Genomic DNA, 26,286 nt, shown 5'->3' on the forward strand with positions numbered 1-26,286 from the left:
TAAGACGTCCGCCGGGCGGGATTTGTTCACCTCAGGCCCTGTTCCAGGTCTGCCAGGATGTCGGCCAGGTTTTCAACCCCCACCGAAAGGCGTACCAGCCCATCTGTGATACCCTGGTTCAGGCGGTCTGCCTTTGCTACCGGCCCGTGGGTCATGCTGGCTGGGTGCTCGATCAGTGTGTCCACCATACCCAATGAAACAGCCAGGGTGGCCAGCTTAACACGTTCCATCAGCCGTATCCCTGCTTGCATGCCACCCTTGAGCTCGAAAGACAGCATGCCGCCATAGGCGTGCATCTGCCGTGTGGCGATCTCGTGCCCGGGGTCACCTTCCAGGCCCGGATAATGCACTTCCGCCACCGCCGGGTGGCTCGACAGGAAGTGTGCCACCTGTAAGGCATTCTCACAGTGGCGCTGCATGCGCAGCTCAAAGGTCTTCAGCCCCAGGTTTGCCAGCCAGGCGTCGAAGGGGCTGGGGATACCGCCCAGGATCTTCACGAATTTGAATAGCTCATCGTGGATATAGGCTGGGTGCGAGCTGACCACTGCCCCGCCGGTGAGTGTGCCATGCCCCGAAAGGAACTTGGTGGTGGAATGCATCACGATATCCGCCCCCAGGCTGAGCGGCCTCTGGCAGTAGGGGGAGGCGAAGGTATTATCCACCGCCAGCCAGGCACCGTGCTGGTGGGCCAGCTCGGCCAGGGGCTTAAGCTCCACCACCGCCATGGTCGGGTTAGCTGGGGTCTCTGCATATGCCAGTTTAGCGTTGGGGTGTTGGTCAAAGGCAGATACCCAGCTGGAGGGGCTGGTGTCGTGCACCCAGCTCACCTGGATACCCAGGCTGGGAGCGATATCCTTAAGGAATGTGAACGTGGCGCTGTATACCGCTTCCTGTGCCACGATGGTATCGCCGGCTTTTACTTTTGACAGAAGGACGGCCGTGATAGCCGCCATCCCCGAGCTGAAAACCTGACCGGCCACCAGATCGGCAGGCTGCACACCTGGCTGTGCACGCAGCAGATCCAGTCCTTCCATATAAGCGATTTTTTGGGCCAGCTGGTCGAGGTTGGGGTTGGCCAGGCGGGTGTAGTAATATCCGGGCTCTGTCCGGGCGACGATCCCGGCCCCCGTGGCAACATCCGTGAAATTGAACGTGGAAGTCTGATAGATGGGGCTCACGTGGCTGTGGTGAGGGTTTTCATCTTCCCCGACGTGGATGGCCAGGGTGCCGATGCTGTGGTTGGGCAAATATTGGTACATATATTGCTCCTGGTTTACAGAGGTTGTCCTCTAGGGTAGCGTCTGCTGGGTGCAGAGCATATGATTCTAAAGGCTATGTGCAGGGTTTGTTTACCAAAACCCTCCGTTCGCGATCGATTTGCCGCCTTCAGAAGCTGCTTTTTATATGGAAAGCTGAGCTACTGCGATCTGAGCTGAAGCGCCTCGCGGGAACCATACCCTAGGATTATACGTCTATGCGCGGTATCAGAGGTAACGATCCTGGATACTAATCCAATTCTTAGCAAAATTGTCCTGATTTAGACGAATCACCTGGCACTCTTTGGTAAAATCAACTTATGACAACTCATCCCAACACCAGCGCCCGTCCCAGGATGGCGCATGCTCCCGCTACACCCGTTAAAGCCAGCCCTTTGGCACAGGCTGCCCTGGCATTATTTATTGGTTTCGTCTTACTGGCTGTGCTGATCGCTTTGCTGCCTGGTTTCTATGCCCAAAGATATGCAGGACACATCTTTCAGGGTGTGGCCGTGGGTGGCGTGGATCTGTCAGGGATGACCACCGACCAGGCAGCTACCCTTCTTTCGGAGCAGCTGGATTACCCGCAGCGTGGCCGCATCGTTTTCCAGGAGGGCACCCAGCTGTGGCAGGCCACACCTGCTGAGCTCGGGCTGACCCTCGACGCCCGCACGACTGCCCTGGCAGCCTACAACCTGGGCCGCACTGGTAGTATGTCCATACGCCTGGGTGATCAGTGGCAGGCATGGTCTTCGGGTACTGACCTGGCGCCTTGGTTCGTGCTGGATAAAGGTGTGGCTCAGAATTACCTGCAGGGGATTGCCAGCCAGGTTGATAAACCCATCGTTGAAGCTAGCCTTGGTTTCAACGGGGTGGACGTGGTGGTAAATTCCGGCCAGGTTGGGCGCAGCCTGAATGTCCAGGCGGCAATGGACAGCCTGGATGCCCAGCTGAAAACCATGACGGACGGTATGGTTCCCCTGGTGGTGAATGAGACCCCCCCGGTCATCCTAGATGCCACCGCCCAGGCTGAGCTGGCCCGCAGCATGCTTTCGGCACCCCTCACCCTGCAGATTCCCAATGCCGAGCCCGGCGATCCGGGCCCCTGGTCCTTCGACCAGGCTGCCCTGGTCCAGATGTTAACCATCCAGCGGGTTAAGAGCGATACTGGCGAAGTCTACCAGGTGGGACTCAACCCCGAGTTATTGCGAACCTTCCTGCAGAATGTTGCCCCTTCCCTCAACCGTGACCCGCAGAATGCCCGCTTCATATTCAATGATGAAACCCGCCAGCTGGAGGTGATCCAACCAGCAGTCATTGGGCGGGGGATGGACGTTGGTTTGAGCTTGCAGCAGATCAACCAGCAGCTTCTGGAAGGCCAGCATACCATTAACCTGGTGATGCAGACTACCAACCCCCAGGTGCCAGATTGGACCACGGCTGCCGACCTGGGTATCACCGAGCTCACCAGCGAGTACACCTCATATTTTTACGGTTCCGATGCCGCGCGCATCCAGAATATCAACACGGCTGCTTCCCGCTTTCACGGGTTGCTGATTGCTCCGGGGGAGAGCTTCTCGATGGCAGCTACCCTGGGTGATGTGAGCCTGGATAACGGTTATGCTGAGGCACTGATCATCTTCGGTAACCGCACCATCAAGGGTGTGGGCGGTGGAGTTTGCCAGGTGAGCACCACCCTGTTCCGCACCGCTTTCTTCGGAGGCTATCAGATCGACGAACGCTGGTTCCACGCCTACCGGGTGAAATACTACGAGCAAACTGCCAGTGGCGGGCATGACGAAGACCTGGCCGGGCTGGATGCGACCGTGTTTGCCCCGGATGTGGATTTTCGCTTCACCAACGATACACCTTACTGGCTGCTCATGGAGACCTACCCGGGGAAGAGTTCACTCACCTGGAAGTTCTATTCCACGTCCGATGGGCGCTCTGTAGATTGGAATACCAGCGGTTTACAGAATGTAGTCGAGCCACCGGATCCGCTTTATGAGGAAAATCCCGACCTGGCCCAGGGTGAGATCAAGCAGGTCGATTGGGCGGTCGATGGTGCGGATGTGTCGGTGACCCGCACGGTCACCCGTGATGAGGTCGTGATCCACGGGGATATCTTTGACACACACTACATGCCCTGGCAGGCCAAGTACCAGTACGGCCCTGGCACGGAGGTGCCCACCCCCGAGCCGAGCCCCAACCCGTAACACCACAATTTCATGAATCTAGCCGTAAATCTCGCAATGGCATTCGTACCCAGGCTGTTACGAGATTGCTTTTTAAGTGGTGCTGGAAATCTCTGTCTTTTTTGGTGTCTGCCCTGAATAGCCACAATATTTGCACGTAATAAAATTAAGCCGGGAATGCGCGGACTTTTAAGATAGAATATTCTTGTAAATCGACCAGGTACTTATTGATCAAGTTCCGTTTCTGGTCTGGATAGGTAATTACAAAAAAAGTTTTATTCCTTTGGAGGGATCATGGTCAGTCAAGAATTGCTGGAGATATTACGCTGCCCAAACTGTGTGCGTGAAAAAGATGGCTTGTTGGATTATTACAAGGAATCCTGGCTGATCTGCCATGACTGTGATCGCAAATACCCAATCCGTGATGACATCCCGGTGATGCTGATCGATGAGGGTGACAAATGGATCAACACACCCCGCGAATCTTTGCCGGTGCCACCACCTGATAAATAAGCCTGGCCCTCATCGCCGTCGCATTGGAACGTCTTATTGGTGTGGATATGGATAGTTATTTGGGTATATTATATGAGCTGAGCTGTGGGGAGGATGAACGGGCTGAAGAGGCTTTGACTCACCTGGGAGTATGGGGGCCGGAACTGGTGGCGCCATTGCGCGAGCGTCTTCATCATCATGAAGCGGAGATACGCTGGTGGGCAGTTCGTGCCCTGGCTGAGATCAATGACGAGCGCGTGCCAGACCTGCTGGTCAAGGCCCTGGCTGACCCTGACCAGGGGGTACGCTGGTGTGCTGGATTAGCGCTGCGTATGCACCCGGCAGCGCAGGCAATACCTGCCCTGTTACCTCTGCTGTCTGATGCGGATGCCCTTACCCGCCGGTTGGCTGGCGACGCCCTGGTAGCTATCGGCTCCCCAGCCGTGCCTGCCCTGCTGGAGCTGATGCAAGCTGGCATACTCCCCGCCCGTCTCGAGGCAGTCCGCGCTTTGGCACACATCGGCGATGAGCGCGCCATCCCAGCTTTGTTCACCGCCCTGGATGATGGCTCGGCGCTTATCGAGTATTGGGCCAGCGAGGGCCTGGAAAAGATGGGGGTGGGGATGGTGTTTTACCGCCCTGGTGAAGCTTAATTTAGCCCTTTGATTGTTTTTAAAGCAATTACTATCAGTACTTATCTGTGTGTATCTGTGGCTGATATTATCTATTTATCGCCCACACCAGCCAGATACCGATCATCGCCAGCCCGATCATGAAGCGCACCACGAAGGCTGCTCCCCACCCGATGGCCATGCCACGCAGCGACGCAAACGCTCGCCTGATATCCTTAAGTCGCAGGTACTCGATTAAAAACACCACCAGCGGTGTAGCGATGACGCCCCCGAACGGGGGGAAGAAGATAGTCCCCAGGATCCCCGCGGTCATCCCGATGGCCAGGGTAAGCCAGGTTGCACCTTCCTTGTGTGCTTTGGCAGCCATCAGCACATTATCGATGGTTGCCCCACTGACCATCAGGATGGTGAGCACCACCAGCAGGGCTATCCCCAAGGGTGTGAACCCGGTTACCAGGCCGTAAACCAGAGCGGCCAGCCAGATAACGACGATCCCCGGGAAAATGGGCACCACCAGCCCGAACAATCCCACCACCATGACGATCAGGGTGAGCCAGAAGATGGATGCGGACAGCCAGGCTGGCATATCAACTCACGCTAGGAACTATTTTGCTTCCGGGCGGATTAAATCAACCCCGCCCATCCATGGGCGCAGCACTGGTGGCACCACCACGCTGCCATCCGCTTGCTGGTAATTCTCCAGCACGGCGATCAGTGTGCGTGGCATGCCCAGCCCTGAGCCATTCAGGGTGTGCACCAGGCGCAGTTTTCCGCCTTCCGTAGGGCGGTATTTGATGTTGGCGCGCCGGGCTTGGAAGTCACCCACGTTCGAAACCGATGAGACCTCCAGCCATTCCCCTACACCAGGTGCCCATACCTCAATATCATAGGTCATGCGTGCTCCAAAACCCAGGTCGCCGGTGCACAATTTTTTCACCCGGTAAGTCAGGCCCAGCTCAGCACACGTCTGTTCAGCGTCTGTGCGCATCTTCTCGTGCATCTGGTCCGACTCCTCCGGCTTGCAATAAATATACATCTCAACCTTGTCGAACTGGTGGCCGCGTTTAATGCCACGCACATCCCGCCCGGCGCTGATCTTCTCGCGCCTGAAGCAAGGGGTATAAGCCGTGTAATAGCGCGGCAGGCTGGCTTCTTCCAGTACATCATCCATATGTAGCCCAGTCAGGGGCACTTCAGCCGTGGGCACCATCCACAGGTCATCCTCCACGTCGTGGTACAGGTTGTCTTCGAACTTGGGCAGCTGGCCTGCGCTGAACATGGTATGTTCCTTGACCATGAAGGGCGTGTACTTCTCGGTGTACCCCTGCCGAATGTGCAGGTCGAGCATCCAGGCGATCAGGGCACGCTGCAGTCGTGCGCCTGCCCCGCTCAGCACATAGAAACGCGAGCCAGTGATCTTGACACCCTGCTCAAAATCCAGGATACCCAGGGTTGGTCCCAGGTCCCAGTGGGCTTTGGGCTCAAAATCGTATTCGGGGATCTCCCCGACCCCGCGTAGCACCACATTCTCGCTGTCGTCCTTTCCGTAGGGCGTACGCTCATCGGGGAGGTTGGGGATGCCCGCCAGGATAGCGCTCAGCTCATCCTCGATCGTCCGCAGGTTTTCGTCCAACTGGCTGATGCGCTCGCCCACCTGGCGCATCGCTTCAATTTTTACCTGGCGTTCGCCGGGGTCCTTGGCTTTGCCGATCTCTTTGGACACAGCATTGCGCTGGGCTTTGAGAGTTTCAGCCTCCTGGATAATTTGCCGGCGTTGCTGGTCCAGCTCCAGGATCTGGTCGACCGGTGTCGCTTCCATCTGGCGGTCTGCCAGGGCTTTGCGCACCACGTCGGGTTGTTCACGGATGATATTGATATCTAGCATCTTGCACCTCCAAATAACGAATAAATACGCCCCCTCGCCAGCAGGACGAGGGGGCGGTCGTGGTGCCACCTGCAATTCGCCAGTCCATTTTCCTTCCCTGGGGAGGAACCATGCTGGCCTCATCTCAGCGCTAACGGGCTGACCCGTCTCCCTTAGCCTTTACGGTCTCCAGGAGCAATTGGACCTGACCGGTCCGGCGGAGTGGATTTCACCCGATGCCTGCTGCCTCGCACTTACCGGCAGCTCTCTGGCGGGCTGGTGGGTTACTTGGCTCCGCGCTGGTCAATGTGTACTCGATTGGTGGGGATTATACTTGAGCCTGGAGCGCTGTCAAGAGAGGGGGTCGTGCCTAAATTAAGAGCGAAAAGTGTCCAGATACGAAGCCTGCCAGTCAGATCTTTCCTCATTTGCGTGATGGCTGTGGTTAGCGTCTTATTTTTAGGGTAAAACCTGCGTCGATATTTGTTCGCGTGCTTCAACCTCCACCTCATCCGGTTTCACCAGTGAGTAGTAAATATTCCTGCCGCGTTTCTCACCCTTGATCAGATTGGCTTCCTTGAGCACCCGCAGGTGATGCGATGTGGTGGATTGGGCAGCGTCCAGGAATTCCACCAGCTCATCCACGGTGAACTCACCTTTGGCTAGCAGCTTGACGATCCTGACGCGTGTCTCATCTGCCAGGCCGTTGAACATCTGCGCCACGTTGATCACCTGCTGGTCATCCATGGTTTCTTCGCTGGCCAGGCCGGTGATTGCCTTGCAGCAGATCTGACCGGGGGCAAAATCCTCCGGCCTGGCACGTACGATCTGCAGCACGTGCATTTTAGACGAGTCTGCTCCGGCTATGGTTTTTACAGGGTCTGCACAGCAACCGCTGTCCAACACCGTGCGTGTCAGGCTAAGCAAAAACTCCTGTTGCCCATCTGGCGGCAGCTGGGCGAACAGCTTTTCTACGAATGCCAGCCTTTCTTCAGGCTGTGTATTTTCCATCGCCTTATCGAGCAATTGGGAGATCAAAGTGGAAGCAAGATTATCCATGTTTTTTCCTTACCAATCGATACATCCAAAATAATCAATACAAGATGCATATATATTACCAGAACTCCCCTATATTGTCAATAATTTGGGTGATACATCGAAAAATATGACATCAACCACCTTGACTTAACGGGATATTTGAATATAATACTGCTTAAGCCTTGAATTAAAGTAGAGTAACAATCGAACCAATTTTCATAGTCCTAACCATCGATTTGTATTGCTAGTTTTCTAAAAATGCTTCACCCTTAGGAGAGAAGAAGATGTCAGAACCGACCGCCCCCAAAGAAACTGAAGATATCCGCACCGCTGTGCGCCAACATTATGGCCAGGCTGCGGCCAGTTTTCAACCCAAAACTCGCTCCAGCTGCTGTGGTCCGAATGAGCCAGCCGATCTGTCCGCCAACAAGCTCTATCCAATTTCCGAGCTCGAAACATTACCAGAGGAGGTCACCGGGCTCTCCATGGGCTGTGGTGACCCCATCACCCTGGCCTCTCTACAGCCGGGCCAGACCGTGCTCGATCTCGGCTCAGGTGGCGGCATTGACTGTTTCATGGCGGCTAAAAAGGTCGGTGAGACCGGTCACGTAATCGGAGTGGACATGACACCTGAGATGCTCGAGAAAGCCCGTGCGAACCAGGCCAAAATGGGCTTCTCGAACGTCGAATTTCGCCTGGGTGAGATTGAGCACTTGCCGGTGGCAGATAACAGCGTGGATGTGATCATCTCCAACTGTGTGGTCAACTTGTCGCCCGATAAGCCGCAGGTCTTCCGCGAGGCTTTCCGCGTTTTAAAACCCGCCGGCAAGTTTGCCGTCAGCGATATCGTCACCGATGGACCCCTGCCCAGGCAAGTCAAGGATAGCCTGGCTGCCTGGGCTGGTTGCGTGGCTGGAGCGCTGGATGTGCAGGAATACCTCTCCTGGCTGGGTGAAGCCGGCTTTACCAGCATCGAAGTTACCCCGGTCTACTTTGACCAACAAACCGTGGATGAATACGCGAAGCAGGTTAATGATGGGTCATGCTGTGGAGGTGGTGCACGCCTGGTGATCGGTGATGGTGAGCAGGCTCAGGTGATCGAGATAGCGGAGTTAACCGACCTTGGCGATAAGCCCCTCCGCGAGGCGATATTCAGCGCCAAGATCACTGCCTATAAACCTGCCTGATGCTTCTATTAAAAATGGTTGCCCAATAAAGTCAGGCAGCGCCCAACAACGCCATGTAGGGGCGCATGCCATGCGCCCCAAAACACATGTATCTTGAAAACTACGTGTCAGGGCACAGCGTCGCTGTGCCCTGACATTTTCTGGTTATAACTAACGGAATGCGCCGGATTGAACTCCCCGATTATTTGTTCCCCAGTGAATTGAATTTACCCAGCCCCGATGAGTTGGTATTGGTCTGCGGGTTGCCATAATATGACACACTCCCCGCACCGCTGATGTTGCCGGTCAGCTGGTCAGTTACCCACAGCGTGGCTCCGCCCAACCCGCTGATCGTGACATTGGCGGTCTGGACCTTCAAGTCAGGGGCATTGATACTGCCCGCTCCTGAGATATCGACCGAAGCCTGAGTTGCCTCACCAGAGATATCGATGTCTCCCGCCCCGCTGAGGGTGACATTGACCTTATCGGTGCTGAGTTGATTTTGCACGATCTTTCCCGCCCCGCTCATATTGATGCTCATGCTCGGCGTGGACAGGGTCTCGATCTGCACATCTCCGAAACCACTTACGGAAAGGGAGGTCAGCTCTTTGACCACGATCGTGAAGGTCAGCATGTTTTCCGTGCTCAAGGTGGGGACGGTGATGTTGTTGGTGGTCTTGATCATCAGTGTCCCATTGCTGACCGTGGTGCTGATCTCCGGCACCAGGTTATCGGGGCCGGAAATATTCAGCGATTCCTTGTCGCCCTGAATGATGTTGACCTTACCATATGTAGAAAACTCGATGGCAGTAAAACCACTCACATCGCGGTTCTCACTCATGTTTACATTCGAGGGGGTGATGATCTTGACACCTGCGTTGCTCAGCACGCTGCAACTGGTCAGCGACAGGCTTAACAGCAGCAATGCAGTCAGTACGATGCGGATTTTCATTTAGATCTCCTTTCTATTGTTTCTACTACTATTGATTCTGGATGACATTGGTTGTACTTTCTCGCGCGTATGGTGATAAGAACAAGATTATCGGCAAGCAGAGTGTCATACCTTTTGATCTTTATTTCCTGCTGTTCATCCGACTAGAGTCCCGCCAGTTTGTGCTTAAACCCCTCCAGCATGGTGATCGGCGTGGGGTCAATCTCGTATAGCATGGCCAGGTAATAAGCCATGTAATCGCCGAACAGCAGTGCTGTCCACTGTTGCGTCAGTGGGCTCTCTCCTTGGGCATCGATGAAATCTGTGTTTAGGCCTTCGAGCATGTACGCTTGCTTGGTCAGCTCAGTGCGTAGCAGGTTGTGTGGGTGATAGGATTGTGCCCGCAAGAACAATGCCATGCTGGTGGATAATAGGCTCTCAGGTTGGCTCAGCCCAGCCAGGGCGTTGTGGTCCGCCTCCGGCACTGCCTCAAACTGGGCCCAGGACTTGGCCAGCTCGTTGATCTGGGTCTTCCAGCGGCGGGCCACTGGTTCGAGCACGTCGGCTCCGAAGACCAGCACCAGGCGCCCCATTAGCTGGCCGGCTTCACGCTTGGCTGGGTTGCTCGCCACGGGGATGTCAGCCCGAACTTCGTTCTGTAGAATGCGCATAGCCGTGATTGTGGCTTTCAGTTCCACCACTGGATCTGAGATGAGACCCAGGCGGGCCAGCAATGCCAGCAGCAGGCCGAAGGAATAACCCACCGCGGCGCGTGGCTGGCCGGCGTGCTGAAAGATCCATGACGGGAGGTTCGCCTGCCTGGCTTTCTCATCAAGTTTACCCCCAGTGCATACTGCCAGGATACGGCAGCCCCGTTGCTGCGCCTGGTCGAACGCTTGCAGGGTTTCCTCGGTGTTGCCCGAGTGCGAGCTGGCGACGACCAGCGTCCCTGGGCCGTGCGCCCAGGCTGGCAGGTTGTAATTGCGCAGCAGGCTGACGGGCACCGGGCATATTGGTGCTGCGTAGGCAATCAGCAGGTCAGCCCCAATGGCCGAGCCGCCCATGCCGGCGATGAGCACGTTTTTTATCCCTTGCCAGGCGGGTAGCTCTGCTTGTAAACCCAGCTGGTAGGCTTCGTCAAGCTGGTCGGGCAGGTGATTAATTTCAACCAGGTAGTTCTGGCTGTCGATTTTCTTAAATAATGTGTGATTGTTCAGGTCCATGTTTACCTTTATTTTTTCCCCTTGGTTATAAATACTAATATTAATCCGTGATTTTACCCTGTTTTTTGAGCAGCAACCGATAAATTTCCCGCCGTGTCCAGCCTGAACTTGCAGCTAACCCAGCCGCTGCCTTAGAAGCGCTTTCTCCAGCCTCCAGGCATTTCTGCAGCTCGTTCTCCAGGCGTTCTGTGTTCCATTTCTCCTCGTTTACCTGGCATCCCATCAGCACCAGGGTGAATTCTCCTCGCGGAGGTCTCTCTGTGAAATGCTGGCGAGCTTCACTCAGGCTGCCGCGGAAAATCTCCTCATGCAGCTTGGTCAGCTCACGACCAACTGCCACCTGCCGATCACCCAATACGGCTTGCAAGGCTTCCAGCGCTTCCAACACCCGGTGAGGGGCTTCCAGGAAGATCAGGGTGTATGGCAGGCTGGTGATCTGCTTTAATAACCGCTCCCGTTCGCTGGCCTTGCGCGGCAGGTAGCCCAGGTAGAGGAATGCATCCGTGGGCAGCCCTGACGCCACCAAGGCCGCGATGGGTGCAGACGCTCCAGGGATAGGGCTCACCATGTGTCCGGCTTGGATGGCTGCCCGGACCAGCTCGTAACCCGGGTCGTTCAGGGCCGGTGTGCCCGCATCGGAGACCAGCGCCACATCTCCCTGTACCAGGGCTTCAAGCACCCCTTCCAAACGTACCAGCTTATTATGCTCGTGATAACTGATGCAGCGTGTGGCAATATCATAGTGCTGCAGCAGTTTGGCCGTGTGGCGGGTGTCTTCCGCGGCAATCAAGCTCACTTCAGCCAGAATGCGCAAGGCACGCTGGCTGATGTCTTCCAGGTTTCCGATCGGGGTTGCCACCAGGTAGAGCGTGCTCATGGTGCAGCCCAGGTAAGCAGGTCCAGGGTCAGGGTGAAGTCATTCGGGTCCACTGCCTGCAGCTGTATCCTGCCCAGGTGTTCCTGGCTGGTGGTATAGCATAGATAGGTGCCGATCGGCAGGCTCTCGACAGCTACTGGCGCCGGACTCATCACAGCCGACTGGCAGATGTTGAGTGAAGGCGCCTGACCGCCGTATATCCCGATCATTGCACCATTCGTCGGGCTCAGCCAGTGGAAGTTGTTCTCGTCCATCAGGTACAACACATCTTCATCCCCGCTATTCAGGGTGATGGTGTCCAGGTCAATTGCATCACCCGGCACAGGCCTCAACACACCGCTCACTTGCCCGGGTGGGGTAACCGTGGAGGTAGGTATTTGTGTGGGATTGGTCGTAGCTGATATGGTCGGCGTCGCTGTCGAGGTAGCCTGGCTTGCTGCCACGACAATCCGCACCCAGAATGCCTGGTTACCGCTCGGTCCAATCCCAAACAGCTCTCCAGAAGGGTTCATCAGCTTCCAATTGCCCTGGTAAGTTCCAGCCGATTGGGGAGCCACCATCTCCACAGAAATTTCCACACTCTGCGAAGGCAAAACGGACCCTTTCAGTGGGACACTCTCCGGGGCACCCATGCGGTCGCCATAGAAAAAGCTGGCTGAGTAGGCGTTCGTCCAGGTGCAGGTGCCGGTGTTCACCAGCTTCCATGTTTTAACAAAGCTTTGCCCGGCGGGGATCAGGCTGTCGTCTGGGATGGTGACGTCCAGAGGGTTGCCTGCCCCTACCTGATCGCATAGCTTATCGGGGACATTGGTCTGTGTGGCGGGTCCGGCTGTCGGGCTGAGCCTGGGCGTGGCGACCGCCATGGTAGCTGTCTTGGTCGGGGCAGCCGTTGAAGATGCTGTGGCGGCCGGCCTGACGGCTGCTGCTGTCTGGCTATTTTGGGTATTCACCAGTGCGGCAATGGTCTGGTTCACCTGGCTTTGGTTAGCCGTGGCGGTACTGACCGGTAGGTTGCTGGCAGACAGGCGTGCGATTACCTGCCAGAGCAAGAAGATGATCCCACCTGCCACAGCCAGCCAGACCAGGGCGGTCAGCAGCCCAAACCGAACGGGGAGGCGTTTTTCAGCGGCCATGGGAAAATCTTATTTCTCGATTCCGAGCTGGCTGGCGATGAGGCCGGCAATTTCGTGGGCGGCTGCAGGGCGGGCTGCCTGGCAGCAGGCTTCTGCGGCCAGTTCCAGCTGCCTGGGGTGGGCGATCCATGCCCGTAAGGCGCTGACAATATAGCTGGTCTTGGGTGCCCAAATCCCCACGCCTTCGGAGATCACATAATCGACATTGCCATCTTCTTGCCCGGGTAGGCGGCTGTAAAGGATCATCGGTAACCCGGCATTGAGTGCTTCAGTGATGGTGCTCGGGCCAGCTTTAGTCACCAGGATGTCAGCCGCACGCATGAAGTCTGGCATTTGGTGGACAAAACCATAGATCAAGGTCTTCATCGGCCAGGTCCGCGCTTCCAGTTGTTCCTTGAGCGCGGTATTACGCCCGGCAACGATTACCAGCGTGATCGGCAGGTTGGCTGCCGCAATCGCTTCCGCGGTCTTTTCTAGCGGGCCCATCCCCTCGCCCCCACCTACTAAAAGCACCAGCAGCTGGTTTTGCGGCCAGCCTAATTGCTGGCGTAGACTAATTTTATCCCCCACGGGCTGGCAGAAGCGCTCAGCCACGGGTAGCCCTACCACTTTTACCTGCCCCGGCTGCATGCCAGCCTGTATGGCGCGCTGGTAAGCTGCCTCCGTTGGCACCAGGCAAAGGTCAACGCCCGGGTGGTACCACAAGGTATGTCCGGTCACCAGGTCAGTGACTACGGTGATGAATGGTGGGCGCTGTTTACCAAGGGCGTGCAGGAAGGGTTCGTTTGCCAGCGGGTGCACGGAGACGATCATATCAGCCGCATTTTGGTTGATCACCTTGCGTAGTCGGCGTCGGATATATGGATAAGCACCCTCAACGATCATCTTTGAGCTATGGCTGCCATCGCTGATGCGGTAACCGATCGCCCAAACCTCGGGCACCCGCACCATGTAAGGGTACCACTTTGGGGCATAATTTAGAGGGCGTGGAGCCACGTCCAGGAAGATATCCACCATCTGGGTGGTCAGGCGATCATCATAATCGAGCTTCAAGGCTTCTATAATGGCTTCAGTTGAGCTGCGGTGACCACCACCTGTATCGGAGAATAAAAACAAGATATGCGGTCGTTTGGTTGGGATGTTAGCCATTGGGAGTGCCAGGGAGTTCGGGATGTGGGGTGATCGATTTCATTCTGCGGGCTAGCTGGCGCCGCGGAAGCAAAACCCGATGGCCGCAGGTCAGGCATTCAATGCCAATATCCGCCCCCAGCCGGACTACTTTCCATTCATAGCCACCGCAGGGGTGGGGCTTGCGCAGGCGCAGGACATCATCCAGCTGTAAATCGGGCAGCATGAGGGCATTATAACACGCAGCCGTCAGACCCCTGGATGGTATAATCTTCACCTGAGGAGTCATCCAGCCTTGCTGAATTTCTTGCCTTCCCCATCAGAGCTGATCACATACTTGATAATTCTACTCACCGCATTCCCCGTGCATGAATTTGCCCACGCCTGGTCTGCTGACCGGTTTGGCGATACCACTCCACGGGCAAATGGGCGTCTGACCCTGAACCCATTGGCGCACCTGGACCCCATCGGCACCTTGATGATGATCCTGGTTGGTTTCGGCTGGGCCAAGCCGGTGCCCGTCAACCCGTATGCCTTGCAAAAGCGTTCTTCGGCTGCGCCGATGCTGGTCTCCCTGGCCGGACCAATGTCGAATTTACTGATGGCCATCATCGCCAGCATACCATTTCGCGTGGGTCTGGTATCCACCCACGCTATCAAGCTGCCTACTGGTTTGTTGCCGAGCCTCCCCTGGTTTCTGACCACATTTATTTATATCAATCTATTGCTGATGCTGTTCAACCTGATCCCCTTGTTTCCTCTGGATGGTGAAAAGGTCTTGGAATACTTTTTGCCGCCGGCTGGCGTTCGGATTTTAGATACCATTCGCCCATATAGTCCGATCATCCTGATGGCGATCCTGTTCGTGCTACCCATGATCGGTATCAATCTCTTGGGGACGATCCTCATACCAGCATTAACTTCTCTCACCCGCCTATTGATAGGGGCATAGCCTTCGTGCGCATCATGTACCGCGTGGGCCAGTTCTGGCACACGATATTTACCAGAGCCGATCCTGAAAAATATAACCAGGCGCACAAGCTATTAACCCCTGTAGAATGGGAGCTATTTGATAAGCTGCAGCCTGCCGAAAAATCTCATGCTCTGACAATGGTTCACAAGCTGCTCAAGCAGGGGGAGACTCAGCCTGACCTGCTCATTGCAGCATTGCTGCACGACGTGGGCAAGCTGAGATATCGCCTAAACCCCCTTGAGCGTGCCATGATCGTCCTGGCGAAGACTTTTGTACCTGATAAGGTTAAGCGCTGGGGAAGCGAACCGCCTGGCGGTTGGGAAAGCCTCCCATCCTGGCGAAAGGCTTTTGTCCTGTCGGAGCAGCACGCTGCCTGGGGTGCCGAGCTGGCCCATAATGCAGGCGTGAGCCCGCTCAGCGAAACCCTGATCCGCCAGCATCACATGCGGCAGGGCAGCGAGAACCAAACCAAAGAAGATAACCTGCTGCATAAGCTTTGGCTGGTTGATAATGAGAGCTGATCGAGGTTTCCGATGACGATAAAGATAACCATCATTGGCACAGGGCTGGTCGGTGCATCGATCGGTCTGGCTTTGGCGAGCCGGCAGGAACAGTTCCTGCGTACCGGGCATGACAAAAACCCCCAGGCGGCCAATCGAGCGAAAAAGATGGGCGCCCTTGACAAGGTGGATTACAACCTGCCCAGCTCGATCGAAGACGCCGCCATTGTCATCCTGTCACTGCCGCAGGACCAGATCCGTGAGACCCTTCAGTTCATCGCCTCTGACCTCAAAGAAGATGCCGTGATCATGGACACCGCCCCGTTCAAGGGCAAAGTCAGCCAGTGGATGGCGGAGCTTCTACCACCCCAGCGCTACTATATTGGCCTTACCCCGGTGCTCAATCCCGCTTACCTGGAGACCTCCTTCACGGGGGTTGATTCGGCTCGCGCTGACCTTTTCAGAAACGGTATGATGGCGATCTATTTACCCCACGATCTGCCTGAAGAAGCGGTTAAATTAGCTACCGATTTTTGCCAGCTGCTGGGTGCAGAGCACATGTTCATCGATCCACTGGAGCTGGATAGTATGATGACCGCCATTCATCTCCTGCCTGAACTGGTTGCTGCTGCCTTGTTGAATTCCACTGTCGACCGGGCCGGCTGGCGGGACGCGCGCAAGCTTACCGGCCGGCCGTTTGCATTGACCACCGGTGCGCTGCCACCGGCTGGGCTGGCCAGCTCGTTATCCAGCCAGGCCATGGCGAACCGTGATAGCCTGCTGCGCAACCTGGATATCTTATTGGATAACCTGGCAGTGCTGCGGTCGCAGCTGGAAACCCAGGAAGGTGAGCAGTTTATTGCTTACTTAGAAAAAGCCCGCCTGGCGCGTGAGACGTGGCTGCAAGATAAAGCTGATGCCAACTGGGCTGCCAAGGAATTTGTCTCCCCCGTAGAAATGCCGACTTCAAAACAGACCTTCTCGCGCATGTTCACCTTTGGCGGCGGACGAAAACCCAAAAAACCGAAATAACTGGTGCTAGCCGGAGCTATGCGCAGCATTTGACTGCAAATTTTATAATCAGCGAGGTGCCTTATGACCGATAAACTGCAATGGATCCAGGATGAGCTTCAAAAACTAAAAGATGACGGTTTGTACAATCGCATCCGCACCCTCAGCTCGCCTCAAGGCGCCTGGTTGGTGGTGGATGGCAAACGCGTGCTGAATTTTTGTTCCAATAATTACCTTGGGCTGGCGAACGACCCGCGCATCGTCCAGGCTGCCCAGGAAGCGGTAAAGAAATACGGGGTCGGTCCGGCTGCCGTGCGCTCCATTGCCGGCACCATGGACCTGCACCTCGAGCTGGAACGCCGCCTGGCTGCATTCAAAGGCGTGCAGGCTGCCATCACCTTCCAGTCGGGCTTTACCGCCAACATGGGCACCATCCCGGCCCTGGTGGGCAAGGATGACGCGGTTTTTTCGGATGAGCTCAACCATGCCAGTATCATTGACGGTTGCCGGCTGAGTGGGGCCAAGATTATCCGCTATGCCCATTGCAATCCTGACGACTTGAACCGGGTGCTGAGCGAAGAGCGCTCCAATTATCCCAAAGCCATGGTCATCACCGATGGTGTCTTCAGCATGGATGGCGACATGGCCCCCCTGGATAAGATCTACGAGGTCGTGAAAAAATATGACGCCATCCTGATGGTGGATGACGCCCACGGCGAAGGCGTGGTTGGGAAAGGCGGGCGCGGCATCGTCGATCATTTTGGCCTGCATGGCAAAGTGGATGTGGAGATTGGCACCCTCTCCAAGGCCTTTGGCGTGGTTGGCGGTGTGTCGGCCGGCAATCCGGTGGTGGTGGAATGGCTGCGCCAGCGTGGGCGCCCATTCCTGTTCTCATCCGCCATGACCGTCCCCGATGTAGCCGCTTGTCTGGCTGCCCTGGATATCCTGGAGACCTCCACCGAGCTGGTGGATAAGCTGTGGGAAAACACCCGTTACTTCAAGGCTGAAATGCTTCGCCTGGGCTTCGACACGGGGCTGAGCACCACCCCCATCACCCCCATCATGTTAGGTGAAGCACCTTTAGCGCAGCAGTTCAGCCGTGAGCTGTTTGAGAATGGCCTGTTTGCCATGTCGATCGGCTTCCCCACCGTGCCTAAAGGCAAAGCCCGCATCCGCGTGATGATCTCCGCCGCTCATGCCCGTGAAGACCTTGACAAGGGGCTGGAAATCTTCGCCCTGGTCGGCCGCAAATTAGGCGTGATTCAATAATCGTAAAGGCGAAGCATCCAAAGATGCTTCGCCTCTGCACCTCGACGACAAATATCTACGCTAAATTATTCTTTGAATGGATCGTAAGTTGGGTTGGTGCCAGCCCAGATGCAGCTCGGACGCCCATCCAGGTTGCATGAAAATCCATGGCTACAGCGGTGGGCCAGGATGCGCCCCGGCTGGTCTGGCAGGTGCTCGGGTGGGAAAACCACCTGCGCCTGCAGCCCCACCTTCTGGTCGATATGCTGGCAGTACTGCACTTTTAAGGTTTCCCAGGTCTTTTCGGTCATGTCTTATCTCCGATCAGGGATTAGTATACCTTGAACTTTTAGTCCGGCAAAGAGTTTTATTAAATCATCCGTCTCGCTGATTCCCGCCGGCAGGTATTCTGGTCTCTAAATCACGCATACACTCGTGCCGGATTAGCTACCCTCCTTGCTCATCAATGGCACTTCAGTTTTGTTCAGCAACTCTCGCACCACATCCGCAGCAGTTTCTCCGGACAGGGCATTCTCTGGGCTCATCATCATACGATGAGCCAGGCAGGCTACCGCCACCGCCTTAACGTCATCTGGGATGACATAATCACGCCCTTGTAGGACGGCACGCGCCTGGGCTGAGTGGTACACTGCCAGGCTGCCGCGTGGGCTGGCACCCAGGCTGAGTGCGGGATGCTGACGGGTGCTGGTCACCAGGTTCAGGATGTAGCGGCGCACGCTTTCCACCACATGCACCTGGCGCACCCTATTCTGTAAACCAGACAGGCCAGCCACGTCAACGGTCTGCTGCAAGCTTTCGATCGGGTGGGCCAGCTGTTGCCTCTTTAGCATGTCGTCTTCACTGGAGAGATCAGGGTAGCCCAGGCTAATGCGGAACAGGAAGCGGTCCATCTGCGCTTCCGGCAGAGGGAAGGTGCCCTCGAACTCGATCGGATTCTGGGTTGCCAGCAAGAAGAATGGCTTCGCCAGCGGATATGTCACCCCGTCCACGGTAACCTGCCCTTCCCCCATGGCCTCCAGCAGGGCGCTTTGTGTGCGTGGTGTCGCCCGGTTGATCTCATCAGCCAGCAGGATGTTACTGAACACGGGTCCAGGCCTGAACTCAAACTCTCGGTTTTTCTGGTTAAAAATCGACACACCTGTAACATCGTTAGGCAGCAGGTCAGGGGTGCACTGCAGCCGTTTAAATTCCAACCCGGTGGTGATCGCCACGGCGCGCGCCAGCATGGTTTTCCCAGTTCCAGGAGCATCTTCGATCAGCACATGCCCTTCGCACAGCACTGCCATCACCACCAGCTCAATGGTTAACCGTTTACCGATGATCACTTTCTCTACATTGGTGATCACCTTCTTCGCGAACTCTTGCACCTCATCAACAGCGACTTCTGCGGGTTGGATATCCATTTTCATGCTGGCCCTTTCTCGTCAATAGCGCTCATATCTTGTGGCAGTTTTGGCTGGAAGCGTTGCAAGATAGCTCTGGCTTGTTGCATGGTCCATAGCAGGCGTAGCTTCCAGCGAAGCTTGTTCCATAAGCTGATAATTTCACGGCTTGTGCTTGTACCAGTCGCATCTGGCCTGTAGCTGAGCCGCACAATGAGGTTCGTTAATGCTATGGCTTGCCCCACAGCTCTATTTCCGCTGTCCTCCAGGCTGCCCCCACGGCTGGCCTCCTCGATCTGCCTCTCCAGCAAGGCGCAAACTTCAAGCGGGGTCTCACCACCGGTGAATGGCACTCCCAACAGCTGGTCATAGCGTCGCAGCCGGCGATACACCTCGCTGGCTGCCTGCTGGGGCTTCAGCCGGTGCAAATGTAGCTCTGCCCATGCGATCCATGCCCCGCTTGCGAGCAACACTGCACAGAGCAGGGTCAGCCCAGCAGGCTTACTCAGGCTAATTCCGCCTGTACCGCTGGGTGGTGGGGGTACCATCGTTGGCGCAGGTGTGATTGGCGGGAGAAGCTGTTCGTTGCGGTTGATAGCGGGTAATCCAGCCGTCGGCTCAAAGGGCACCCAACCAATATCTGGAAAATAAACCTCCACCCATGAGTGGGCATCTGCCTGGGTAACGATGAAGCGCTTGGAGTTTAGATTATAAGTGCCACTGGCATAACCGATAGCCAGGCGGGCTGGGATGCCTGCAGAGCGTGTCAGGATCACCATGGCCGATGCATAATAATCGCAGTATCCCTTACGCAGGTCGAACAGGAAATAGTCCACTAGGTCGCGGCTGGCGGGGGGCAGGGGCACGTCCAGCGAGTAGGGGTAGGTACTCCGCAGGTACTGCTCGATCGTCCGCGCCCGATCATACGGTGTTGGCTCACCTGCTGTCAACTGGATGGCCAACTGCCTTACCCGCGCCGGCACCTCAGTTGGCACGGCCAAGTAGCGCTGTAAGACCCAATTTGGGTAATCCTCTCCGGCCTGCTTCAGCACCATCTCATTGGCTATCGGTACCAGCGATTGGATTACGTACCCGCTGCTCTCTATCTGCATCCCGAACAGGTCATTGAATGTGCGCCAGGCTGCACTGCTGGCTGTATCAATCACCACGGGCTCACCCGCCGCATAGATGCTCCCACCTTGACCAGGAAAGCTGCGTATGGTCTCCGTCACCAGCTGGTGGCCTGGCAAATTGGGCGGTTGCATCGGCTGCCCCGCCTGGTATATCACCTGGTCTGTCATGCTCGTGCTCCAGCCATGACCGGTATAGATATCATACGTGTAGCTGCGCCAGTATAGGGGTGGTAGCTGCCCACCTTGAAGTAAACCACCCAGGTCATCCACCTGCACTGACATGACTTGCTCATGGCTCAGCTCCGGGCCGGATCCTACCAGCAGCTCGCGTGGCAGCCCGGGATTTCGTTGGCTGCTGAAGGTATCGGGAGTGGGTGTGATAGCCGGCTGGATGCCCAATGACTTCGCCAAACCGCTTTGCTCTTGGGGAGATGAACCTCTTAGCCCAGCTGTCCACTGTGAAATCCGCTGGATGGATAACGATGAAACGAAGGCTGCCAATACCACCAGCAGGATGGTAATGAGCAGTGACACTTCACTCACCTGGCGCGATTTTCTTTGCGGATAAGCAACCTTGGTACTCACCCAATCTCGTTCGCGCTGCCCAAACTGCACGATGGCGACTAGCACCAAAGTTGTGCCCAGGATTATGTAGGTGGAAGCCGAGTTGTACCGCCCGTACGAAAGCGTGCTCAGGTTCAGCAGCACTGCGGGTAGCACTGCCAGGAGGGCATTCTTCCCGGCTCCTACCATCCAACCTGCCCAGGCAGCCACCAGCCATATACCATTGCTCCATACGATAGCCGCAGCTACAGGGTCAAAGATTGCCTGGCCGGTGAATAAACCTTTCATCCATACAGCCGCCCTGCCGAGCACCACCCCCTGTGAAGCAAACAGCCGCTGCACTGCCTCACCCAGGGGAGTCAGGTTCGCTCCTTTGATTGTCAGGGCAGTGACCATGCTGCTGATAAGGTGGACGAATTCATTCACGACGCTGCCAATTCTCGCATTCATCCCACCGGCAATCCATAAGCTAAAGCCCAAGCCTGCTAAGATCACGACCAGCGCTGACCAACCTGCCCGCCAGTGGAAAGCTGCCAGGCTCCACCCGAGCAAAAGGCCGAACAACAGGCTTTCCCACAATAAGCTCCACACCGGTCCCGTCAGCACAGCCGAGATGCCCGCCGCGCAGGCGGACAACAAGATGAAAAGCAGAGACAGGGTGAGCAGCTTGTAAAAACCTGCTGCCTGCATCAGGTTTCTTGTCAGCGAGTACTTTAATCCACGCTCTGCCAGGCTGGCCTCCCGTGCTGTGAATATAGCTTGGCCTTCTCCCCTGCCAGGATTTGACGCCGCTTGTTTTGCTGACCGGTGGCGTACGCATCTGCGAGTAGCTTGCCCGGTAGCTGCCGGTAAGGGACGTTGCCCCGTTTCAGGGCTGCCAGTACTCTTTCCTGCCCAACCGGGCTGCCAAAATCGGTGGGATCCACTAAAAGAGCTGTGAGGCTGCCCCACTTCTGCTGCCTTTGGGCATTTCCCACCCAGGCCGGATCACTCGATGGGGTGATCAGGATGACGGTTGCAGTGCGGATGCTTTGCCCTTGCTGCATTAACTCTGAAAGTGAATGGCTCCCAGGTTGGGCGTTGGCTAACAACCGTAGGATACGCCAGCTCTGGGTCGGGTCTGTGCTGGGCTCCAGTTTCACGTATCCCGGCCCTGCCATCACCAGCCCGACTTTTCGATTCTCCCGTAGCCCGCGCATGGTCAGTGAAGCCGCCAGCACGATGCACAGCTCCAGCGTGGAGTTATCCCCCGCTCCCGCTTGCACCGCCTCGTCCAGGTCAACGAAGATCAACCAATCTCTCGAAGCGGCAGTTTCCAGCTGTCTGACGATCAGCTCATCGAAGTGAGCCGATGCCCTCCAGTGGATATATTTCAGGCTGTCTCCTGCGATGTAATTGCGCAGGCCAATGTCATTGATGTTACGGCCCATAAAACCACGCCGGAGCCGCTCGTCACCTGCAATGCCTCCGCTGGGGATTTTGATCTGGCTGCTTGGCAGCAAAGGCGGCATGATCAGGATGGTGCTGGCATGTTGGTCCAGCTTGGTCAGGGTGTAGATGCCAAAGGGGTCGCTGCAGCGCAGGCGGGTAGGTCCCAGGGTATACACGCCGCGTCGCTTGAACAAATGATTCAGGTGCCGCGTGCGATGGGTATGGCCTGCTACGTCTGATACGAGTCGCATCGGAGTATCCATCGTGTCTGACACATCCGTGATCTCCACCCACAGTGCGGGCAGCCAGCCGCGGTTGGACAGCCTGATTTCCTCGGGCACCGATTCCCCCACCGTGGCCCAGGCCAGGTTGATTTTACGCTCTATTTCCAGGTTACGCTGCAGTGAATGGACCCATAAGAAAGCCAGTAGCCATGCCCCACCAGTCCCGATGGTGAAGATCAGCCAGCCCCGATACCCGGTGAGGATGTATAAGAAGCCTAAGCCAGCCACCAGGAAAGGTAGTATACGCAGGTTGAGGCGTCGCTCACTTTGTCGGGGTCTTTTTTGCACAGGATCTTTGCTCAAGGTGCCCATAGGGTACACCAATACAAACAATGTTTAGTATAATCCCCACTTTTTCCAGCTAGCCACAACATTTGTATGGTTAATAAAAAAAACACTCACCTGGCGCTGATACCTCCATATGCCTTACCAGGGATGAGGATGATTTTCCTCCCGAAGGATAAACCTATTTCAGGAGCTCTTCTGCAAAATGGCAGGCTGTCACGTGTTGCGGTCTCAATTCACGCAGCAGGGGTTCTTCGACAGAGCACCTTTCGCGCGCCATTGGGCAGCGCGGGTGGAAGTGGCACCCTGATGGCGGGTTGATCGCGTTGGGTATCTCGCCTCTTGGCATGGGCAGTGTTCGCCGGTGAGTGGGGTCGGGCACAGGCACGGCTTCGAGCAATGCCCGGGTATAAGGGTGAATGGTGTATTGGTAGACATCATTTAACGGGCCAACTTCACACATTTTACCGAGATACATGATCGCAATCCGGTTGCAGACGTATTTTGCCGTAGCCAGGTCGTGGGTAATGAATAGATAGGTCAGGTCGAACTGTTCCTTGAGCCTCATCATCAGGTCAAGCAGCAATGCGCGTACGGAGACATCCGCCATGGCGATGGGCTCGTCTGCTACGATTAGTGCCGGGTGGGTCACCAGAGCTCTAGCCAGCACCACTCGCTGGCGCTGCCCTCCTGAGATCTGGTGGGGGTAAAGGTCGTAAAAGATATGCGCAGGATTCATACCCACGGCAGATAGGATATCTAAAACCAGCTTACGCCTTGCTTCAGGGGAAAGGTCGGTCAGGTGTATTCTGGCTGGGTGGTCGATCGCCTGGCCGATCGTCATGCGTGGATTAAGCGATGCTAAAGGATCTTGGAAGACGATCTGCATGCGTGAGCGCATCTTGCGCATCTCTTCACTCTTCAGGCTGCCCAGATCGGTGCCATCGAAGATCACCTTGCCTGCTGTGGGTTCTAACAGGCGCAGCACCAGCCTGCCAACGGTAGATTTTCCTGATCCGCTTTCACCAGCCAGGCCGAACACCTCACCCTTGTAGATGCTGAAGCTGACATCGTCCACTGCCTTAACTGATGGGATATTGCCGCGGTTCAATAGGGAAGCGAACATACCAGATTGGATCGGAAAGTACTTTTGTAGATGCTCAACCCTCACCAGTTCTTCATTGGTATCAATAGAAGATATCCTGAGGTTTTGGTTGTGCATGGCGCTCGACTCAGGCATGGCTCTGCTCCTGTTTCTTGGCCATTACCTGAGGGTAAAGCCAGCATGCAGCCAACAGGCCTGCTTCAATATCCTCCAAAGGAGGGTCTTGCTCTCGGCAAATATCCATAACGAAGGGGCAACGTGGGTGGAATCGGCAGCCGTGAGGTGGGTGTGATAGATCCGGGGGTGCCCCTGCCATTTTATACAGCTCTCCACCATCCAACTTGATGTTAGGCACCGAGCGCAGCAATCCCTGGGTGTATGGATGCCTTGGGTTGGCAAAGACTTCGGTTACATCGCCGAGCTCGACCAGCTTGGCCGCATACATCACCGCAATGCGGTCGGCCACTTCTGCCACCACGCCAATGTTGTGCGTGATGAGCAGGATGGTCAGGCCGAATTCTTTCTGCAATTCCTTGAGTAAATCCAGGAACTTGGCCTCAACGATAACATCCAAAGAAGTGGTTGGTTCATCGGCAATCACCAGTTTTGCCCTCAGTGAAAGTGCCAGTGAGATCATTATTCGCTGTCGCATACCGCCCGACATCTGGTGTGGGTATTCGCTGATGCGCTCTTTCCGGATGCCTAGCCGCTCGATAAGTTCTTCGGCGCGTTTCCTTGCATCTGCATCAGAGACTTCCGGCTCATGGGTTTGGATGGTTTCGGTCAGGTGCTCACTGATGCGCTGGACTGGGTTGAGTGAAGTCATCGGGTCTTGGAATACCATCCCGATTTCCGCCCCGCGGATCTCCGGTAACTCCTTCTCCGACAGCTTCATCAAATCGCGACCATCGAACAGCAGCTCACCTTCAGTGATTCTAGCTGGCCCAGTATGTAAGCGCATTAAAGCCTTACCGAGGGTAGACTTACCACAGCCCGATTCACCCACTAAGCCAAGGTTTTCACCTCGTCGGATATCCAGTGAGACATTGTCCACGGCTTTAACCGAGCCCGCCCGGGTGAGGTACTCTACAGTAAGATCGCGAATGGAATATAGAATATCGTCAGGCATTAGCGTTGCCTCAGTTTGGGGTTGAATATCTCCATTAACCCCTCACCCAACAGGGTGAAAGCGAGAACGACCAGTAAGATGGTGAAACCAGGAAAGGTGATCAGCCACCAGGCATTTTGGATGAAGCGTTGACCACGTGCCAGGTCAATGCCCCAGTCGGCAATGGTGGGGGGTAAGCCTAATCCCAGGAAAGCCAGGCCGGCACCGGTCAGGATGGCATCTGCCACGTTTACCGAGAAGATAATGGCTACGGATTGGATGGTGTTGGGGAAAATATATTTCTGCAATATTTCCCAATTGCGAGCACCAATACTTCGCGCAGCTTCCACATATACATCCTCTTTTACCGACAGGGCCTGGCCGCGCACGATCCGGTAGTAGGTGGGGATATACAGCACTGCAATGGCGACAATGACATTCACTACACTGGGGCCCAACACCGCCGTGATGGCGATGGCCAGGATCAGGCCAGGGAAGGCATACATGCTGTCCATCAGCAGGCTCATCAGCCGGTCAAACGACCCTCCGATGAAGGCGGCCATCAGGCCTAAGGGCACACCCAGGATCAGGGAGAGAATTGAAGCGCTAAACCCGATCGTCAATGCCACTCGCGTTCCCCATAATAAGCGGCTCAAAACATCCTGGCCGATATCGTTCGTGCCTAATATAAACCCACCCGATGTATTTGCCCCCCCTGCTATACTTTCCCCCTCCTGAAGGGTTGGGTATTGGGATTTTACCCTCGCAAACTCATCTGATTCGACAACTGCCGCGACGTCCGTCCCGTTTGCCACGGCTTGCAGCGCTTCATCCAGAGTAGCGTAGCGGTCAATGACCGGGCGCAAGCGTAATCCACCTGGCTCGTTTTTAATCTGGTTGTCAATTTCCTGTGCTGCAGTATTTAATGCCCCGGCGGTATTACCTCCCTGGACGACTGCTACCGTAGGGCGTGATTGGTCTGAGGTGACGGCCAGGTCTTTTAAGGCCTTGACCGAAGACGTGTTCAATACGACCAACACAGGTACTGGGGGGTATTGACCGGGCGCCAAGAAGCTTGGTCCTACAATGGCATCCGGCTTGTATGGAGCAAACAATGAAGGAACGAAGGCAATGATGATAAAAATTACCACTAAAACCGATGAAATTGCTACGAACCACCAATCTGCTCCATACCACTTTCTGGCGTTGAGAATGCGCCTGACAAAACCTACCTTTTCAAGCTCAACTTCCCAGGTTTCGGTTGGGGCGCTAATTTCGGGAGGGGTTTTTCCGACGTTGTGCATGG

25 protein-coding genes are annotated in these 26,286 nt (G+C 55.9%); 8 read left to right on the forward strand and 17 right to left on the reverse strand.

Annotated elements, in window-relative coordinates; translation table 11 throughout:
- Positions 1 to 26: 26 nt before the first annotated feature.
- Positions 27 to 1,259, reverse strand: coding sequence for a methionine gamma-lyase (locus tag C3F13_18800; protein ID PWB49454.1), 1,233 nt, complete (start codon positions 1,257 to 1,259; stop codon positions 27 to 29).
- A 317-nt stretch (positions 1,260 to 1,576) separates the two neighbouring features.
- Here C3F13_18800 and C3F13_18805 point away from each other — a divergent pair, with 317 nt between their 5' ends.
- The 3 genes from C3F13_18805 to C3F13_18815 all read left to right on the forward strand — a co-directional run bounded on the left by C3F13_18805 (position 1,577) and on the right by C3F13_18815 (position 4,596).
- The gene (locus C3F13_18805) at positions 1,577 to 3,472 is read left to right on the forward strand and encodes a hypothetical protein (GenBank protein PWB49455.1); all 1,896 of its coding nucleotides are present in this window, start codon (positions 1,577 to 1,579) and stop codon (positions 3,470 to 3,472) included.
- A gap of 273 nt (positions 3,473 to 3,745) precedes the next feature.
- Complete coding sequence (locus tag C3F13_18810) at positions 3,746 to 3,964, forward strand: hypothetical protein (GenBank protein ID PWB49456.1); 219 nt, start codon at positions 3,746 to 3,748, stop codon at positions 3,962 to 3,964.
- A gap of 47 nt (positions 3,965 to 4,011) precedes the next feature.
- Positions 4,012 to 4,596: a hypothetical protein gene (locus C3F13_18815; GenBank protein ID PWB49457.1), complete on the forward strand. Its 585-nt coding sequence runs from the start codon at positions 4,012 to 4,014 to the stop codon at positions 4,594 to 4,596.
- A 67-nt stretch (positions 4,597 to 4,663) separates the two neighbouring features.
- On the opposite strand, the gene C3F13_18820 is transcribed toward C3F13_18815, so the two are convergent.
- The 3 genes from C3F13_18820 to C3F13_18830 form a co-directional block, all read right to left on the reverse strand.
- Positions 4,664 to 5,161 carry a hypothetical protein gene (locus tag C3F13_18820; GenBank protein ID PWB49458.1) on the reverse strand — a complete coding sequence of 166 codons (498 nt, stop codon included), beginning with the start codon at positions 5,159 to 5,161 and terminating at the stop codon, positions 4,664 to 4,666.
- An 18-nt stretch (positions 5,162 to 5,179) separates the two neighbouring features.
- Complete coding sequence (locus C3F13_18825) at positions 5,180 to 6,460, reverse strand: serine--tRNA ligase (protein ID PWB49459.1); 1,281 nt, start codon at positions 6,458 to 6,460, stop codon at positions 5,180 to 5,182.
- A gap of 438 nt (positions 6,461 to 6,898) precedes the next feature.
- Complete coding sequence (locus C3F13_18830; GenBank protein ID PWB49460.1) at positions 6,899 to 7,498, reverse strand: hypothetical protein; 600 nt, start codon at positions 7,496 to 7,498, stop codon at positions 6,899 to 6,901.
- Between the two features lie 263 nt (positions 7,499 to 7,761).
- On the opposite strand from C3F13_18830, the gene C3F13_18835 reads away from it, so the two are divergent.
- The gene (locus C3F13_18835) at positions 7,762 to 8,664 is read left to right on the forward strand and encodes an arsenite S-adenosylmethyltransferase (protein ID PWB49461.1); all 903 of its coding nucleotides are present in this window, start codon (positions 7,762 to 7,764) and stop codon (positions 8,662 to 8,664) included.
- Between the two features lie 181 nt (positions 8,665 to 8,845).
- Here the strand turns inward: C3F13_18835 and C3F13_18840 are convergent, their stop codons facing one another.
- The 6 genes from C3F13_18840 to C3F13_18865 form a co-directional block, all read right to left on the reverse strand.
- Positions 8,846 to 9,595 (reverse strand): hypothetical protein, encoded by a 750-nt coding sequence (locus tag C3F13_18840; protein ID PWB49462.1) that lies wholly within the window; start codon positions 9,593 to 9,595, stop codon positions 8,846 to 8,848.
- Between the two features lie 143 nt (positions 9,596 to 9,738).
- Complete coding sequence (locus tag C3F13_18845; protein PWB49463.1) at positions 9,739 to 10,797, reverse strand: bifunctional phosphoglucose/phosphomannose isomerase; 1,059 nt, start codon at positions 10,795 to 10,797, stop codon at positions 9,739 to 9,741.
- Between the two features lie 40 nt (positions 10,798 to 10,837).
- Positions 10,838 to 11,674 carry a 16S rRNA (cytidine(1402)-2'-O)-methyltransferase gene (rsmI, locus tag C3F13_18850; protein ID PWB49464.1) on the reverse strand — a complete coding sequence of 279 codons (837 nt, stop codon included), beginning with the start codon at positions 11,672 to 11,674 and terminating at the stop codon, positions 10,838 to 10,840.
- Entirely contained in the window at positions 11,671 to 12,807 is a 1,137-nt protein-coding gene (locus tag C3F13_18855) for a hypothetical protein (GenBank protein PWB49465.1), read from the reverse strand. Before C3F13_18855 ends, rsmI begins: the two co-directional genes overlap by 4 nt.
- A gap of 9 nt (positions 12,808 to 12,816) precedes the next feature.
- A complete protein-coding gene (locus C3F13_18860; GenBank protein ID PWB49466.1) occupies positions 12,817 to 13,956 on the reverse strand; it encodes a galactosyldiacylglycerol synthase in 1,140 nt (379 codons plus the stop codon).
- Positions 13,949 to 14,161 carry a DUF951 domain-containing protein gene (locus C3F13_18865; GenBank protein PWB49599.1) on the reverse strand — a complete coding sequence of 71 codons (213 nt, stop codon included), beginning with the start codon at positions 14,159 to 14,161 and terminating at the stop codon, positions 13,949 to 13,951. The genes C3F13_18860 and C3F13_18865 overlap by 8 nt, the downstream gene beginning before the upstream one ends.
- Before the next feature lie 69 nt (positions 14,162 to 14,230).
- On the opposite strand from C3F13_18865, the gene C3F13_18870 reads away from it, so the two are divergent.
- From C3F13_18870 to C3F13_18885, 4 genes are all read left to right on the forward strand, one after another.
- Complete coding sequence (locus C3F13_18870) at positions 14,231 to 14,887, forward strand: site-2 protease family protein (protein ID PWB49467.1); 657 nt, start codon at positions 14,231 to 14,233, stop codon at positions 14,885 to 14,887.
- A 14-nt stretch (positions 14,888 to 14,901) separates the two neighbouring features.
- Positions 14,902 to 15,429 carry a hypothetical protein gene (locus C3F13_18875; protein ID PWB49468.1) on the forward strand — a complete coding sequence of 176 codons (528 nt, stop codon included), beginning with the start codon at positions 14,902 to 14,904 and terminating at the stop codon, positions 15,427 to 15,429.
- 12 nt (positions 15,430 to 15,441) lie between these two features.
- Positions 15,442 to 16,440, forward strand: coding sequence for a hypothetical protein (locus C3F13_18880; protein PWB49469.1), 999 nt, complete (start codon positions 15,442 to 15,444; stop codon positions 16,438 to 16,440).
- Positions 16,441 to 16,503: 63 nt separating this feature from the next.
- Entirely contained in the window at positions 16,504 to 17,688 is a 1,185-nt protein-coding gene (locus C3F13_18885; protein PWB49470.1) for a glycine C-acetyltransferase, read from the forward strand.
- A 65-nt stretch (positions 17,689 to 17,753) separates the two neighbouring features.
- Here C3F13_18885 and C3F13_18890 read toward each other — a convergent pair whose 3' ends face one another.
- The 7 genes from C3F13_18890 to C3F13_18920 form a co-directional block, all read right to left on the reverse strand.
- A complete protein-coding gene (locus tag C3F13_18890) occupies positions 17,754 to 17,978 on the reverse strand; it encodes a hypothetical protein (protein PWB49471.1) in 225 nt (74 codons plus the stop codon).
- 132 nt (positions 17,979 to 18,110) lie between these two features.
- Positions 18,111 to 19,091 carry an AAA family ATPase gene (locus C3F13_18895; protein ID PWB49600.1) on the reverse strand — a complete coding sequence of 327 codons (981 nt, stop codon included), beginning with the start codon at positions 19,089 to 19,091 and terminating at the stop codon, positions 18,111 to 18,113.
- A gap of 2 nt (positions 19,092 to 19,093) precedes the next feature.
- Complete coding sequence (locus C3F13_18900) at positions 19,094 to 21,457, reverse strand: hypothetical protein (GenBank protein PWB49472.1); 2,364 nt, start codon at positions 21,455 to 21,457, stop codon at positions 19,094 to 19,096.
- A gap of 23 nt (positions 21,458 to 21,480) precedes the next feature.
- A complete protein-coding gene (locus C3F13_18905; protein ID PWB49473.1) occupies positions 21,481 to 22,794 on the reverse strand; it encodes a hypothetical protein in 1,314 nt (437 codons plus the stop codon).
- Between the two features lie 154 nt (positions 22,795 to 22,948).
- A complete protein-coding gene (locus C3F13_18910) occupies positions 22,949 to 23,989 on the reverse strand; it encodes an oligopeptide ABC transporter ATP-binding protein (GenBank protein PWB49601.1) in 1,041 nt (346 codons plus the stop codon).
- A 10-nt stretch (positions 23,990 to 23,999) separates the two neighbouring features.
- Positions 24,000 to 25,001: a dipeptide/oligopeptide/nickel ABC transporter ATP-binding protein gene (locus tag C3F13_18915; GenBank protein PWB49474.1), complete on the reverse strand. Its 1,002-nt coding sequence runs from the start codon at positions 24,999 to 25,001 to the stop codon at positions 24,000 to 24,002.
- On the reverse strand, positions 25,001 to 26,284 hold the full coding sequence (locus C3F13_18920) for a hypothetical protein (protein PWB49475.1): 1,284 nt from the start codon (positions 26,282 to 26,284) through the stop codon (positions 25,001 to 25,003). The genes C3F13_18915 and C3F13_18920 overlap by 1 nt, the downstream gene beginning before the upstream one ends.
- Between the last annotated feature and the right edge of the window lie 2 nt (positions 26,285 to 26,286).

This window comes from Anaerolineales bacterium, assembly GCA_003105035.1.
Lineage (GTDB): Bacteria > Chloroflexota > Anaerolineae > Anaerolineales > UBA4823 > FEB-25.